Source organism: Paenibacillus artemisiicola (assembly GCF_017652985.1).
In the GTDB taxonomy this organism is placed as follows: domain Bacteria; phylum Bacillota; class Bacilli; order Paenibacillales; family Paenibacillaceae; genus Paenibacillus_Z; species Paenibacillus_Z artemisiicola.
Genome location: NZ_JAGGDJ010000034.1, coordinates 29,910 through 45,834 on the forward strand (window position 1 = coordinate 29,910; position 15,925 = coordinate 45,834).

General features: G+C 63.2%; 10 protein-coding genes. 8 read left to right on the forward strand and 2 right to left on the reverse strand.

Annotation, left to right across the window (positions count from 1 at the left end; all coding sequences use genetic code 11):
- Window positions 1–92 precede the first annotated feature (92 nt).
- Window positions 93–1,853, reverse strand: a complete 1,761-nt coding sequence (locus I8J29_RS25175; protein WP_208850177.1) for a glycoside hydrolase family 2 protein — start codon at window positions 1,851–1,853, stop codon at window positions 93–95.
- A gap of 193 nt (window positions 1,854–2,046) precedes the next feature.
- Between I8J29_RS25175 and I8J29_RS25180 the strand changes: the two genes are divergently transcribed.
- The 4 genes from I8J29_RS25180 to I8J29_RS25195 all read left to right on the forward strand — a co-directional run bounded on the left by I8J29_RS25180 (window position 2,047) and on the right by I8J29_RS25195 (window position 7,027).
- Complete coding sequence (locus tag I8J29_RS25180; protein WP_208850178.1) at window positions 2,047–2,970, forward strand: ArsR/SmtB family transcription factor; 924 nt, start codon at window positions 2,047–2,049, stop codon at window positions 2,968–2,970.
- A 470-nt stretch (window positions 2,971–3,440) separates the two neighbouring features.
- A complete protein-coding gene (locus tag I8J29_RS25185) occupies window positions 3,441–4,400 on the forward strand; it encodes an ABC transporter permease (protein WP_208850179.1) in 960 nt (319 codons plus the stop codon).
- A gap of 13 nt (window positions 4,401–4,413) precedes the next feature.
- Window positions 4,414–5,322 (forward strand): carbohydrate ABC transporter permease, encoded by a 909-nt coding sequence (locus I8J29_RS25190; RefSeq protein ID WP_208850180.1) that lies wholly within the window; start codon window positions 4,414–4,416, stop codon window positions 5,320–5,322.
- A 34-nt stretch (window positions 5,323–5,356) separates the two neighbouring features.
- Window positions 5,357–7,027, forward strand: coding sequence for a type 2 periplasmic-binding domain-containing protein (locus I8J29_RS25195; protein ID WP_208850181.1), 1,671 nt, complete (start codon window positions 5,357–5,359; stop codon window positions 7,025–7,027).
- Between the two features lie 81 nt (window positions 7,028–7,108).
- Here I8J29_RS25195 and I8J29_RS25200 read toward each other — a convergent pair whose 3' ends face one another.
- A complete protein-coding gene (locus I8J29_RS25200) occupies window positions 7,109–9,400 on the reverse strand; it encodes a helix-turn-helix domain-containing protein (RefSeq protein WP_208850182.1) in 2,292 nt (763 codons plus the stop codon).
- 101 nt (window positions 9,401–9,501) lie between these two features.
- Here I8J29_RS25200 and I8J29_RS25205 point away from each other — a divergent pair, with 101 nt between their 5' ends.
- The 4 genes from I8J29_RS25205 to I8J29_RS25220 all read left to right on the forward strand — a co-directional run bounded on the left by I8J29_RS25205 (window position 9,502) and on the right by I8J29_RS25220 (window position 15,060).
- On the forward strand, window positions 9,502–10,542 hold the full coding sequence (locus I8J29_RS25205; protein WP_208850183.1) for a carbohydrate-binding family 9-like protein: 1,041 nt from the start codon (window positions 9,502–9,504) through the stop codon (window positions 10,540–10,542).
- On the forward strand, window positions 10,543–13,311 hold the full coding sequence (locus tag I8J29_RS25210; RefSeq protein ID WP_338113282.1) for a transglutaminase domain-containing protein: 2,769 nt from the start codon (window positions 10,543–10,545) through the stop codon (window positions 13,309–13,311). It begins immediately after the preceding gene.
- Window positions 13,308–14,342: a glycoside hydrolase family 18 protein gene (locus tag I8J29_RS25215; RefSeq protein WP_208850184.1), complete on the forward strand. Its 1,035-nt coding sequence runs from the start codon at window positions 13,308–13,310 to the stop codon at window positions 14,340–14,342. Before I8J29_RS25210 ends, I8J29_RS25215 begins: the two co-directional genes overlap by 4 nt.
- A 166-nt stretch (window positions 14,343–14,508) precedes the next feature.
- Window positions 14,509–15,060: a TetR/AcrR family transcriptional regulator gene (locus I8J29_RS25220; protein ID WP_208850185.1), complete on the forward strand. Its 552-nt coding sequence runs from the start codon at window positions 14,509–14,511 to the stop codon at window positions 15,058–15,060.
- Window positions 15,061–15,925 lie beyond the last annotated feature (865 nt).

Consider the following 15,925-nt stretch of genomic DNA (forward strand, 5'->3'; position numbering starts at 1 on the left):
GTTTGCGTTGTTGCTTGCGGTAGGGTGACGATCCGGGTTGATGCGCCTTGCGGTTATGCGCGTATCGGGCGCAAGGCGGGCGGTTCCGCGCCTTAGCGGCCTTCCACGGCCGCCTTGATCGCGTCGAGCGGCAGCTTCGGCTTGCGGTCGTAGGTCAAGAGCCCGTTCAGCTCCTGTTCCACGTCCGTCAGCTGCGTGTAGCAGAAGCCCTGCACGACGCCGGCCAGATACATCGGCTGCACGACGTCGCGCAGGCGCTTCAGGAAGTCTTCGTCGTCGGCCGCCGCGGAATAGCCCCAGCCGTCGCGTTCGCTCTTATTATAGAAGATGCCGCCGAATTCCGAGACGAGAATCGGCTGGCCTTCGTACGGATAGCCTTCCACGGCGAGCACGCGGTTGGCCGGCATCGCCGAGACGGCCTTCTCCGCCGTGCTGTACCGGTCCATCAGCACCTCGCGGCGCCATTCGTAGTCGTGAATGTTGAAGAGGTCCGTCTTGACGAGCTCCCAGCCGTCGTTGGAGACGACGGGGCGCATCTCGTCGAGCGACTTGGTCAGGTGGTACATGGCCATCGCGTGCTGCTGCTGCAGCTTGTCGACCGGCACGTTCGGCACGCCCCAGCTTTCGTTGATCGGCACCCAGGCGATAATCGACGGGTGGTTATAGTCGCGGTCCACGGATTCGATCCATTCGTTCGTGAAGCGGCGCACGTACTCGTCGCTGTACTCGAACGCGTTCGCCGCTTCGCTCCATACGGCGAGGCCGAGCTTATCGCACCAATACAGCCAGCGCGGATCCTCGAGCTTCTGGTGCTTGCGCGCGCCGTTGAAGCCCATGGCCTTCGTCAGTTCGACATCGCGCTTGATCGCCTCGTCGCTCGGAGGCGTCAGCACGCCGTCCGGAAAATAACCCTGGTCCAGCACCATGCGCAAGTAATACGGCCGGTTGTTCAGGCACAGCTTGCCGCCGGCGATCGATACCTTCCGCATTCCGAAGTAGCTTTGCACCTCGTCGAGCACGGCATCGCCGTCGAGCAGCGTGAACGCGACGTCGTACAGATGCGGATGCTCCGGGCTCCAGTAGCCGCCGATCCTCAGCTCGCTCAAGTCCTCGATGCCGATCGCGCGGACGGCGGAGGAGCGGCCGGCGCGGATCGAGAACACGTCCTCGGCGACGGGCTGCCCGTCATACGTGATGCTAGCCTTGACGCGAAGAGCGGCATCGGTCGCGGCGCCGGCGACGAAGGCGGCGATGCGGATCTCGTGCCGGTCGATGTCCGGCGTCATCTTGACCTTGTCGAGGCGGACCGGCGACACGGCTTCCAGCCAGACGGTCTGCCAAATGCCGGTCGTCCGGGTATAGAAGATGCTGGCGGATTCCCGCATCCAGTATTGCTTGCCGCGCGGAATCGTCAAATCCTTGCTGTAGTCGGCGGCCTTGACGACGAGCACGTTGCCCTCGGCTTTCAGCGCGTCCGTGATGTCCGCGCGGAACGGCGTATGGCCGCCTTCGTGCGTCGCGACCAGGATGCCGTTGACCCAGACGGAGGCCTCGTAGTCGACGGCGCCGATATGCAGCAGCGTCCGTTTGCCCGCGAAGGACGCCGGCACGTTCAAGGCGGTGCGGTACCAGACGGTATCGTGAAAATCGGTATCGCCGATGCCGCTCAGCTTGCTCTGGTAAGCGAAAGGCACTTGGATGCGCTTCGAGAACGCCTGCTGCCCGAGATGCCAGCCGGAGGCGGCGCCCGTTTGCTCGTCGTCGAACTCGAATTCCCATTCCCCGTTCAAATTCAACCAGTCGTTCCTCATGAATTGCGGACGCGGATGCTCCGCGCGCAGCTGCTCTGCCATCTGCATTGCCTCCCATTTAATTAACGTTAGAGTTAATAAAATAACCAATTGATAAGACCCGAACTCATTATGCATCGCTCCGCAGGAGTCCGTCAACCCGAAGTTGATTAATTAACTTTCGGGTTATATAATGAAGCGATTTTAACTTGCGGTTAGACAATGAGACGATTATGCGAAGGAACGGGGCTGCCTTATGAACATTCGCGTCACGACCGCCAACATGGCGCTGCTGGAGTGCTTCGCGTCGGAAACCCGCGTCCGCGTCATCGAGCTGCTGGACGCCGCGCCGCGCAGCATCAAGGAGCTGGCCGCGGAGCTCGGCCTGTCTTCCGCCATCGTCACGAAGCATATTCAGAAGCTGGAGAGCGCCGGCATCGTCGGCACGGAGAGCATCTCGGGGACGCGGGGCCGCCTGAAGGTGTGCCGGCTGCTGCCGGACGCCGTGACGCTGCAGCTGCGCGCGCCGGCCGCCCGCGACGCCAGCCGGCGGTACGACGTCTCGATTCCGGTCGGCCAATACACCGATTTCAAAGTCAAGCCGACCTGCGGCCTGGCATCGGAGACGTCGATGATCGGCATCGTCGACGACCCCCGGTACTTCTGGGATCCGGAGCACGTGAAAGCGAAGATGCTCTGGTTCGGCAGCGGCTACGTGGAATACCGCGTGCCGAATTATTTGGTCGGCGGGCAGACGGTGTCGAGCGTGACGATCTCGATGGAGATCTGCTCGGAGGCGCCGGGCTACAACGAGCGCTGGCCCTCCGACATCACCTTCGGCATCAACGGGCGCGAGCTCGGCACGTGGACCTGCCCCGGCGACTTCGGCGCCCAGAAGGGCGTGTTCACGCCAAATTGGTGGTACCATGGCACGCAGCACGGGCTGCTCAAGACGATCGCGATCCGCCGGGACGGCACGTTCCTCGACGGCATCCGGCTATCCGCGCTCACGCCGTCCGATTTGGGCATCCGGCCGAACGAAGAGCTCCGGCTGCGCATCGCCTGCCCCGAGACGGCGGTTCGCTGCGGCGGCGTCAGCCTGTTCGGCCGCCAATTCGGCCATTACGATCAGGACATCGAGGTCGCGATCACGTACGAGAAGCAGGACGAGAGGATATAACGGTAACGAACATGAGGACCGCGCGGCATCGACACGTTGCGCAAGGCAGCGTCGAAACGACGGCCGAATCGGTTGCGACCGTCAACGCGGGTCAAGGCTGCTCCTATCGGAGCGGCTTTTTTTGTATGTCATTTTTGCTGCCGCGGAAAAATCGCTTACATGCGTTCTACGCCGAGCGTGTCATCTCTGCGTTCGGCCGGCTGCGAACGTCCGTTGATAGGCCAAACTTGCTCTTGCCGGCCGGCCGGCCGCAAACCGCAGCAAAAACGACATATGGCGGGGTTGCTGCGACCGATTGTCAATCACGCTCCGGGCTTGGCGTATAACGCTTTCAATCGAATGGCGGAAACGACATATTTACAGCCGCTGCCGCAAGCGGCTATCGTGGAGGATGTCAAGGTCAGCTAAGCTTCCATCAACCTACGGGAATCGCGGCTCGCGACACCACAATCCAAGAAGGGAGTGATTCCATGCAGAACACGGAAGCGGTTCCCGCAAGCGCCCCCGCTCCCCGAACGCGGACGGCGGGACGGCGTTGGCGAAGCATCGCCCGCAACTGGCAGCTGTACATCTTCGTGGCGCCGGCGTTCTTCTATTTTCTAATTTTCTCGTACGGCCCGATGTACGGCATCCAGATCGCGTTCAAGAATTACGTGCCGACCAAGGGCATCTTCGGCAGCGCATGGACCGGCTTCGATCATTTCGTCCGCTTCTTCCATTCTTATTATTTCTGGGACTTGATCTGGAACACGCTGAGCATCAGCCTGTACGAGCTGGCCGTCGGCTTCCCGATTCCGATCATCCTGGCGCTCGCCTTCAACGAGGTGCGGACGGGCTTCTTCAAGAAGCTGGCCCAGACGGTGACGTACGCGCCGCATTTCATTTCGGTCGTCGTCATGGCCGGGATGATCATCACCTTCCTGACCCCGTCGACCGGCATGGTCGTCCGCTTGATCGAAGCGCTCGGATTCGGCAGTCCGGAATTTCTGACCGATCCGCGCTGGTTCAAGACGATGTACGTCCTGTCGGGCGTTTGGCAGAGCGCCGGCTGGGGAACGATCATCTATCTCGCGGCGCTGTCGGGCGTCGATCCGGGACTGCACGAAGCGGCCGTCATCGATGGGGCTTCGCGCTTCCAGCGCGTGCGCCACATCAACGTTCCGACGCTCGTTCCGACGATGACCATCCTGCTCATTCTGAACATGGGGAGCTTGTTCGGCGTTGGCTTCGAGAAGATCCTGCTGCTGCAAAACCCGCTGAACATGGATTCGTCGGACGTCATCTCGACGTTCGTCTACCGCTCGGGCCTCGTGGACGCCCAGTACAGCTTCTCGACGGCGATCGGTCTCTTCAATTCGGTCGTCAACGCCGTGCTGCTCGTCCTCGTGAATCAGATCGTCCGCCGGACGAGCGAGAACAGTTTGTGGTAGGAGGAGGTTGCCCATGTTAACGGGCGTGAAAGAAACCGGGCGCGACAAGGCGTTCCTCGCGTTCAATTACCTGTATGTCTTGTTGGCGTTCCTCGTCGTGCTGTACCCCGTGGCGTATATCGTCAGCGCGTCCGTCAGCGATCCGAAGCTCGTCGCCTCCGGCGACATGTGGCTCTGGCCGAGAGGCTTCACGTTCGACGGGTACGAGCGGGTGTTCCGGAATCGGAACATCTGGATCGGCTACGGCAACACCGTTCTGTATACGGTCGTGGGCACCGCGATCAACCTGGCGGTCACGCTGCCGGCCGCCTACGCGCTAAGCCGCAAGGATTTCGTCGGCCGTCAATTCTTTACCGGCATGTTCATGGTCACGATGTTTTTCGGCGGCGGTCTCGTGCCGACCTACCTGCTCGTGAAAGGGCTGGGCATGGTCGATACGATGTGGGCGATCGTCGTGCCGTCGGCCGCGTCGATTTGGAACATTATCGTCTCCCGGACCTTCTTCCAAAGCTCCATCCCGCGGGAGCTGCAGGAAGCGGCCCAAATCGACGGCGCTTCGAACTGGCGGCTGTTCCTGACCATCGTGCTGCCCTTGTCGATGCCGATCATCGCGGTCATGGCGCTGTTCTACGGCGTCGGCAACTGGAACGGCTACTTCTCGGCGCTCATCTACTTGAACGACAACGCCAAGTATCCGCTTCAGCTCGTGCTGCGCCAAATCCTCGTGCTGCAGGAGATGAGCGCCCAGGGCGGCGCCGCGCTGGACGCGTCGACGGCTTCGGCGCTGAACAGCAAGGCGGAAATCGCGGCCCTGGTCCGATACGCCGTCATCATCGTGGCGACCGTTCCGGTCATTCTGGTGTACCCGTTTCTACAGCGGTATTTCGTGCAGGGTGTTATGATTGGCTCTATCAAGGGTTGATCTGGCCATAACCAATTTGAAGGGGGATGTTCGAATGAAGAAGCTACGCAAGGCTTCATCCGTCTTGGTCGGCCTGACCTTGACGGCATCCGTGCTGGCGGCTTGCGGCTCGGCGAACGACAACGAGGGGGCCGCTTCCGATTCGGGCGGCGCGGCGAACGGGAACGGCGCCGCAGCCTCGAACGGCGCGGCGAACGCGAACGGCTCAGGGGACGCGGAGGGCGTGAAGAAGGACGGCTTCCCGATCGTCGCCAAGCCGCTGACGCTGACGATGATGTCGCAGGACGCGGGCGTCGCGGATTGGAAGCAGATGCCCGTCCTGCAGGAGATGGAGAAGCTGACCGGGATCGCGTTCGACTACCAGCTCGCGCCGATCGACAGCTTCGCCGCCAAGAAGAACCTGGTGTTCGCGAGCGGCGATCTGCCGGACGTGTTCTACGGCGCCGATCTGAAGCCCGCGGAGCAGGTGACGTACGGCTCGCAAGGCGTTCTCATTCCGCTGGAGACGTATATCGACGAAGGCTACGCGCCGAACCTGAAAAAGATTTTCGACGAGCATCCGGACATCCGCAAATCGTTCACGGCGCCGGACGGCCATATGTACGCGCTGCCGAACATCGACCTCTCCGCGGTCTGGTACCGCAGCCCGATGTGGTACAACGGCAAATTCCTGAAGGCGCTGAACGTGACCGAGCTGCCGAAGACGACGGACGAGCTGTACGCCTTCCTGAAGCGCGTCAAGGACGAGGATCCGAACGGCAACGGCAAGCCGGACGAGGTGCCGCTCACGTCGGTCAAGCTGGACGATCTGAGGATGTTCTTCCTTGGCTTCTGGGGCATCTACGACGAAGCCGTCTACGCGGACAAGGCGGGCAAGGTGCATTACACGCCTCAGGAGGAAGGCTATAAGGGGTATCTGACGTTCATGAACCGCCTGTGGAAGGACGAGCTGCTCGATCACGAGACGTTCTCCCAGACGCCCGAGCAGAAGAAGGCGAAGGGCCAGAACAACCAGATCGCGCTGTTCAACGACTGGTTCCCGTACTTCACGCTCGGCGGCGAGGCGAGCGGCGACAATCCGATGATGCAGCCGGTCAAGAGCGAGGTGCCGGATTCTCCGGTATACGGCATGCACCCGGGCCTATCCGCCAACGGCACGTTCGCGATCACGAGCAAGAACCCCGCGCCGGAAGCGACGATGCGCTGGATCGACTACCAATACGGCTACGACGGGGCGACGCTGTTCAGCCAAGGGCCGGAGAATACGCTGTGGAAGTATAAGGACAAGGCGACGCACGAGAAGGAGTGGCTGCCGGTTCCGGGCGGCGGAGACCGCGAGGAATACCGCGGCAAGATGACCCCGAACTACGGCATCCTGACGCCGGGCATGAGCTCGAGCGAGCTGACGAAGGGGCTGCGGAGCGAGTTCGACGACTGGATCGACAAGGAGAACGCGGCGAAGCTGAAGCCGATCGGCAAGGCGCCGTTCCCGAACGTGTACCTGACGAACGACGAACAGACGGAAGCGACGACGCTGCTGTCCGATCTCGACACGTACGTGCAGCAGATGGAAGCGAAGTTCGTCACGGGGCAGGAGCCGCTCTCCGATTGGGACAAGTATATCGCCCAGATCAAGAAGATGGGCGGCGACCGGATCGCGGAGCTCTATCAAGGCGCCTACGACCGCTGGAATACGGGGAAATAATCCCGCACGGCGGCGCGCGAACGCCAAACACGCCCGGCCGCTGCGGCCGGGCGTTCGCTTCTTCCGAAAACGGGCGGGCGTCTACGCCTCTTCCAGATCCGCGGCCGCTTCCGCCGCGCCGCCGGCGGCGAACTGCTTCCGGTACTGGCCGGGGGTATAGCCGGTTTCCTTCTTGAACTTGCGGATGAAGTTCGGCGCGTCCACGTAGCCGACCTTCTGAATAATGTCCTTGAGCGGGTCGCCCGTCGTCGCGAGCTCGCGCATGACCTGCTCCAGCCGCCGCTGCCAAACGTATTGGACGAAATTGTGCCCCGTCTTCTCCTTGAAGGACCGGCTGAGGTGGGACGGCGAGATGCCGAACTCGAAGGCGACCGCCTCGAGGCTCAGGCCCGCGTCGGCGTAATGGAGGTCCAGATGCGCGGCGATCCGGTCGATGACCGTCTGCTCTTCCTTCCGGTTGCTCTGCTCGACCAGCCGGCACAATCGGGACGCCAAGTCCAGCAGGCCGCGTTCCAGCTCTTCCATGGACTTGCCGTACAGCATGTTCGGCGAGACGTCCTGCAGCAGGCGGTGATGGCCGAGCTCGGAGGCGGTCTTCAGAAGCGTATTCAGCACGTCGAGGCACATGCACCGCGTGAGCAGCGCCGACAGCTCGGACGCCTGCAGGCTCCGGAACGCGTCCCGGATCATTTGGCCGGCGATGTCGTCATTGCCCTGCTTCAAGCTTTGGGCGAGTTTCATCAGGGTGTTGGAAGGAATCCAGACCGCTTGCTCCGAAGGGTAAGAGAGCTTCTCGAAATACGTGACGGTGCCGCTGCCGGACGAGACCCGCAGCTCGAACGCCGAGCAGGCTTCGATGAACGACTGGTTCAGCTGGTCGGGCCCGGCGTAGCACGTGCCGACGCCGACGACGGGGATGAAATCGAGCGCTTCCAGCATCGTGCTCCGCACGGCTTCGACGATGCGCCGGACCTGCTCGAACTCTTCCGTCCCGCCAACGGGGTCGAAGCCGATCATCAGGCCGAATTGATCGAGCTGCGACAGCTCGACGCCATAGCCCTCGGCGTTCAGTTCCGGGAATTCCAACTGCGCGAGCAGCTCGGCCATCTCCTGCCGCTCCGCTCTGCCGAGCTCGCCGCGCTCCTCCCAGCCGGCCGCGATGACGAAGTGGCGGGTCCGGTCGAACGACAGGCCGAACGCTTCCTGCAGCTCCGGCGCGAGGCTCCGGGCATGGCCGTGCTTCAGCAGCAGGGAAAGGAAATGGTTGCGCGCGAACGGCTCCTGCAGATCGATGCGGGAGCTGTAGTCCTGCAGCGCCGACCGAATGCGGTCCAGCTCGTTCCGCGATGCCGGCGGCCCGCCTGCCGGCTTATCGGCCGCGGTCTTCGCCGACGCGAACGCGACGAGCGACGAGATCGGCCGGTACTGCGCCCGGGCCAGCAGCAGCGCGATGGCGGCGCCGGCGGCGACGACGATCGCGAAGAGCATGATGACGAAGCTGCGCACGTGAAGGACGCTGCTGAAGAACTGCGCGCTCGGCATGACGGTCACGTACGTCCAGCCGTTCGTTTCCGAGCGGATGGAGACGATCGAATGCGCCTTGCCGTTCAGGCCGCGGGCGGAGATGCCCGGCGTCAGCGTGTCGAACAGGGATTTCGCCTCGGCGCTCGTCAGCGCTTCGCCCTGCCGGTTGTCCACCAGCGGACGGCCCCGGTTGTCGAGGATGTACGTCAAGCCCTTGTAATTGCCGAGGGTCGAATCGATCAGGCTCGTCAGCTCGGATTCCTTGATCAGGTACATGACCGTCCCGTGCGGATTCGGATTGTTCGGCGTGATCGGATTGAGGTAGGCGAGCATCGTTTCCTGAAGCCCGTTCGGCTTGCTGACGCTGTCGGCGGGACGCATCGTCGGGTACCGGACGCCGTTCAAATCCCGGAACAGGGCGTCCTTGTCCCACTGCCGGAAACGGACGTTCTCGGCGAACACCGCGTAATCGTTCAAGCCTTTGCTGGAGTAAATGCGACCGTCGCCGTGGAAGTACAAGTAGAGTTCTCCGATGATGGAGCTGGTCGCCTTGTATTGGTCCAAAGCGGCAATAGCTTCGCCGGCGTAGATCGGATCATGCACCCGGTAAGCGGTCAGCCGTTTGTCGTAGGAGATGCGGGAGGCGATCTCGCCGAGCTCCTTCATCCGGCCGTCGACGATGATTTTGGCCTGGGTGAGCTGAGCGAGCCGGGATTGCTCGATTTCGGAGCGGAGGTTGTCGACGGCGTTGCGGTAGACGAAGACCGTCAGGCAGACGAGCGGGATGAGCAGAATGAACAAATACGACCAGATGTATCTCAGGAACAGCCGGGATTTAAAGTAGGTCATGCTTCTATGGCCTGCCTCCTTGCCGAATGGCCTTGCGCCAAGTTGTTTACATGATAGCAACAAAACCGCGGTTTGAACATAGCCCGCATGGAGGGATCGACATGAAACTCGGCGAAGTGCCGGAACCGAAGATCGACTATAACCCCAAGCACTACCTATGCAAACGCGCCCCGGGAGCGCTGGCCGTGGACGGCCGGGTCGACAAGCCGTTCTGGGAGGCGGCGGATTGGACGGACGATTTCGTCGACATCGAAGGCGGCCTTCGACCGAAGCCCGCCAAGCGGACCCGGGCCAAGATGCTGTGGGACGACGACTATTTCTATTTCGCGGCGGAGCTGGAGGAAGACCAGATTTGGGCGACGCAGACGGAACGCGACTCGGTGATCTTCCGCGACAACGATTTCGAAATCTTCATCGATCCGGACGGCGACACGCACGGCTATTACGAGTTCGAGATCAACGCCCTGAACACGGTGTGGGACCTGCTGCTCCCGAAGCCGTACCGCGACGGCGGACCGGCCGTGAACGGCTGGGATATCGCCGGACTGAAGACGGCGGTGCATATCGAAGGCGAGCTGAACCGTCCGGGGGCGGACAACCGGAAATGGAGCGTGGAGGTCGCCATGCCGTGGAACAGCCTGAAGGAATACGCCTCCGAGGGGCGGCGGCCGGTCGCGGGCGACTATTGGCGGGTCAACTTCTCCCGCGTCGAGTGGCGGGCCGAGGCGCGGGACGGCGAATACCGCAAGACGCTGAATCCCGATACGGGCCGGCCGTATCCGGAGGACAATTGGGTCTGGTCGCCGATGGGGCTGGTCAACATGCACTATCCGGAGCTGTGGGGCATCGTCGCGTTCGCGGACGCGAACGGGCCGTTCTCGTTCGCGCCGCCGGCGGACGAACGGATCAAGTGGGCGCTGCGCCGGCTGTATTACAAGGCGCGCAATTACCGCGCGGTTCACGGCGTTTATCCGGACGGCGCGGCGTTGGCGGCGGATCGGGAGGCGTGGGGGATCGCGTCCGCCATTGAGGCCGCGATCGAGACGACGCGCAGCTTGTTCCAGTTCACGGCGCCGTCCGCGGACGGGAGCGCGGTCTACTGCATTCGCGAGGACGGAAAACTATGGAAGGAGTCGGTTTGAATGGCCATGACGCAGCCCTCCGCGTTTTCGTTGGACGACGCGGCCAAGACGCGCATTGAGCGCAAATTCCGCGAGAAGCGGGCGATCGCGCAAGCCCGGGAGGAGGCTTTGTTCGGCGTGTTCCGGGACGCGCTGACGGACGAGGAAAGCTGGGCGCTGAAATATCTGTACGCCTACATGCCGGTCATCGATATGGCCGATTATGACGGGACGCTGTTTCTGAACCACGTGCGCACGACGCTCGAGATTCGCGGACGGATGCCGTGGGGCGCGAGGGTGCCGGACCGCCTGTTTCTGGCGTTCGTGCTGCCATACCGGGTGAACACGGAGAACATCGAGGATTCCCGCGGCGCGCTGCACGCCGAATTGGCCGGCCGCACGTCGGCGCTGTCGATGGCGGACGCGATCCTGGAGACGAATTATTGGTGCCACGAGAAAGCGACGTACGTCGGCAGCGACCTGCGGACGCTCTCGCCGCTCGGCATGCTCCGGAACGCGCGGGGACGGTGCGGCGAGGAATCGACGCTGGCCGTCGCCGCGCTGCGGAGCATCGGCATTCCCGCCCGGCAGGTGTACACGCCGCGCTGGGCGCATTGCGACGACAACCACGCGTGGGTGGAAGCATGGGCCGACGGAACGTGGCATTATTTCGGGGCGTGCGAGCCGGAAGCCCGGCTTGATCAAGGCTGGTTCGGCCCGCCCGCGCGCCGGGCGATGCTGGTCAATACCCGCATCGCCGGGGATTACCCGGGGTCAGAAGACGTGACGCTGGCCGACGCGTGGTACACGGAAATCAACCTGCTGCCGAATTACGCGCCGACGCGGACGCTGACGGTCGCCGCGAAGGACGGGCAGGGCGAGGCCGCGCGCGGCGCGCAAGTCAGGTTCGAGCTGTACAACATGGCGGAGTTCTTCCCGATCGCGGCGCTGCCGACGGACGAACGCGGCGAGGCCCGCTTGACGACCGGCTATGGCGATCTGCTCGTTCGGGCGGCGAAAGGCGAGCTGTGGGGCGAAACGTTCGCTTCCGCCGGCGACGGCCGCGTCGAGCTCGTGCTCGACCGCCGGGAGCAGCCTGCCGGCGCGGTCGACGCCGACTTGACGCCGCCGCCCGAGCTTGCGGGCGACCCCCCGGCGCCGCTGTCCGAAGAAGCGGCCGAGCGGCACCGGCGCCGCCTCGAGGAGGGGACGCGCATTCGCGCCGCGTACGAGGCGTCGTTTCCGGGCGAAGCCGAAGCGGCCGAGCTGGCCGCGGCGGCCGGGCTGCCGGCGGAGCGGGTCGGGGACGCGCTGCGCAAGGCGCGGGGCAACGCCCGGGAGATCGCGGCGTTCCTTCGCGAGCAGGCCGCGGTTCACGGCGAGTGGCCGCTGCGGCTGCTCGAGAGCTTGAACGAGAAGGATTTGACGGATACGTTCTCGCCTGCGCTCGCGGATCATCTGCTCGGCGCGATGCCGTACCGCGAGGCGTTTCCGGAGGACGTCTTCGTCCGCTATGTCCTCTGCCCCCGCGTGCTGCACGAGATGATCGTGCCGTACCGGGGCTTGTTCGCCGGAGCCTTCGGCGACGAGGAAGCCGCCGCGTTCCGGGCGGCGCCGGCCGCGCTGGCGCGCTGGCTGGGCGAGCGCTTCGGCTTATGGGAGGCGGACGTGCCGAACCTGCAAGGTCGGGGCAATCCGGCCGGCAGCTTCCGGTTGATGCGGGGCGACCGGGTCAGCCGGGATGTTCTGTTCGCGGCGCTGTGCCGCGCGCTCGGCATTCCCGCCCGGCTCCATCCGAGCGAGCTGAAGCCGCAGTATTGGACGAATGGGCGTTGGGCCGATGCGCTGTACGGCGACGGGACGGACGGGACGGACGGGGCGGCCGGTAAAGCGGCGAACGGCGGCGGGGAGATCGGGGACGGCGCGAACCGCGATCAGGCATGCGGCGGCGAGGCGGATGCCCGATCCGCGCGCGGCGGAACGCCGTCATCCGCAGCGGGGGCAAGCGGCCGCGGAACGGTGCGCCTGCTGCGGGATCCCGCCGCGGCGCCCGACGCGCCGGAGGCGGCCTACGCCGAGAACTTCACGGTCGCCCGGCTGGCGAACGGCGCGTATGTCACGCTGCTCGATCCGCTCGGCGCCGCCGGCGTCTACGATGCGCCGTTCGAGGCGGAGCCGGGCGCGTACCGGCTGACGACGGGCGTGCGCATGAAGGACGGCGCCGTGAAAGCGCGGTTGACGTACTTCGCGGTGCGGGCGGGCGAAGAGACGGCCGTGACGCTGTCCTACCGCAGGGCGGCGGAGGCGCTTCCCGTCTTGGGCGCGCTTCCGGCCGATCGCCCGTTCGCGCTCGCGGACGGAACGATTCGGAAGCTCGGCGAGCTGGCCGGCCGCAAGGGTGCGCTCGTCGCCTGGCTCGAGCCGGAGCGCGAGCCGACGAAGCATCTGCTGCGCGAGCTCGGCGAACTGGCCGCGCCGTACGCGGCGCTCGGCGCGCCGATCGTGCTCGCCGCCGGCGGCGCCGAGCCGGCCGCGGCGTTCGATGCCGCCGCGTACCCGGAACTGCCGGCCAGCGCGGCGGTCGTACGGGACGCCGGGCCGGCGGACTGGGCAGGCGTGAGCCCGCGGCCTTCCCGCGACGCGGGTTACCCGCATCTCTTCGTGGTCGACGAACGGCTGCGCGTGCGTTACGCGTCCTCGGGCTATCGGATCGGAACCGGGAAGGAAGCGCTGCGGCTCTTGAACGCCATCGCATCCTTCGCCATATCAAATGGAGGTGAGAACGCATGACCGCGCAACCTTATATCAAGGCAGGCTATGTCGTGGACGGGAAGATTCCGTCGCTGCGGCCGGATGACTTGGCGAAGCTGACCCACCTGAACGTCGCCTTCGGCCACGTGCGCGAGGACGAGATTCGGACGGAGCATTTGAAGCATCTGGACCGGCTGCGCGAGCTGAAGCGGGATTACCCGAAGCTTCGCCTTCTGCTGTCCGTCGGCGGCTGGGGAGCGGGCGGGTTCTCGGAAGCCGCGGCGACGGAGTCGGGCCGGGCGAGCATGGCCGCTTCGGCGGTGCGCGCGCTGGCGGAGCATCCCTTCGACGGCATCGATCTCGACTGGGAATATCCGTGCTACGGCATAGCGGGGATCGCCTCGAGTCCGGCCGACAAGGGGAATTTCACGCTTTTGCTTCGGGCAATCAGGGAAGCGCTGGATCTGAAGGGCGCGGAGGACGGCAGGAGGTACCTGCTCACGATCGCCGCGGGAGCCGATGCGTATTACGTGGACGGGACGGAGATGCGCGACGCGCAGCGGGCGCTGGATTTCATCCAGCTGATGACCTACGACATGCGCGGCGGCTTCCAAATTTCGACCGGGCATCATACGAATCTGTATACGCCGGACGGGGATTTGTTCCGCGGCAGCGCGGATGCGTCGGTGCGGCTGTTCGCGGAGGCGGGCGTGCCGAAGGAGAAGCTGGTGATCGGCGCGGCCTTCTATTCCCGCGTCTGGGGCGGCGTCCCCGACCGGGCGAACGGGCTGCACCAGATGGCCGCGGGCACCGGCGGCTACGGCCCCGACTTCACGGCGCTGGCCGCCGATTACATCGGCAAGAACGGCTACGTCCGCCATTGGGACGGGCAGGCTTGCGCGCCGTATCTGTTCGACGGAAGCAGCCTGATCTCGTACGACGACGAGCAATCGATCGCCTGCAAGTGCGACTACGTGATCGCGAACGGCTTGGCCGGCATCATGTTCTGGGAATACGGCTGCGACGAAACGGGCCGGCTGATCGACGCGATGCATCGCGGACTTCGTTGAACGGAACCGGCGGCGAGCATGGCAAAAGGGACTGGTCCAAAGCCGCGAGGCTTGAGGGACAGTCCCTTCTTCGTATCGAGTTGTCGATTTCAACGTTCATATATGGCAAGCGTTTACAATTGCTGGAACCTTGACGCTCGGCAGCTAGATTTGCCATACTAGGGGGATGGAAACCCGAAAATTGCAAATCATCCGGTATACGGAATCGCTTATCCAACAAAAAGGCTACGCCGCTTTCAGTTATGACGACCTTGCCAAGCAGTTCGGCGTCACGAAAGCCAGCATCCATTATCATTTCGAAAAAAAGGAGGATCTGGGGCTTGCCGTGCTGGAGCGGCTCTATCGGAGGCTGGTTGAGTTTTCGTCGCGCATGGCGATCTCGCAAGAACCGGTCGAGGAGAAGCTGGTCCGGTTCAGCAGGCTCCAAATGGAGGAGCTCGCGGACGACGTCATCTGCCCGATCTCATCGCTGCAGGCCGATTTCGAGCTGCTGCCCGACAGCATGAGGACGAAGCTCCAAGCGATCAGCCGTCTGGAACTGAGCGTTATGCAGGACATCATCGCCGACGGAGCGTCCGGTCTCGGGACCGATTCGCGCGCGGTTGCGCTTGCCATATTGGCTGCCATCAAAGGCTCGCTGCAATATCGGCGCGTCATCTCCGAAAACTTTCTGCCCGACATTCTAAACGGCGTTTGCCGGATCTTAACAAGAGCTTAGCGGCGCAATGCCGCGCCGGCGAGACGGACTGCCCCAGTGGCGGTCTTTTTTTTTATGGTTTTGCCTGCCGTCGCGCGCCGCGCGCGGAGACCGATGAGGATTGGAATACGTGATCGATCCGAAGATCGAGCATATAGCATTTCATCGTATGTGGCGGAGTCGGACTTCTATGGCGGACTTGCATTTGTGATTTAATATAACACATCCAACTGGAATTGCGAGCATTATTTTCATAGATGTTTAAAAAAATAAATTTATTGACTCTCTCAAATGGATAAATATATAATTTTCTCAGAATTTGGACGTAGTTTGTCAGAATATCTGACGCGAATGTCGATTCGAGGCGGTAAATTCCTGTGAACTTTGGGGGAGGTCAATCGCTCAAACGGGACCGCAGGCACGTATATCCGAGACTAAAGAGGTGGTCGTATTCCCCATTCCAGCCTATGATTTCCATCGGCCCGCGCGGTCTCGCGCGAGGCTTTAGTCTTCGTGTTCCTCCTTACTTACTAACTAGTAAGTGATTTTCGCCGCGCCAATCCAAGCATCGCGCCAAGAATGGCGAATTTTGTCGCTTGGTCTTCGATTCTAGCAATCTATCTAAAGTCCTGACAGATGGTTTTGATTTTTTATCCGGCTAATTGCTTAGCTTGGCAAACGATGTATTCGCTGGCTTGACGGGCGCTCCCGCCGATCGATTGGCTGATCGCTTCTTCGTGCGGCAATTGATTCCTCGGCCGAACGCGTCTCCGGTTCGGTTAGCGCGCTGCGCGCCATCGTGCATCACATCAAGACCGTCCATCGCCCGGTGGCGTCACCGGACATCATCGCGGGTCGAGGGCGGCCATCATTTCCATCCGTCGAC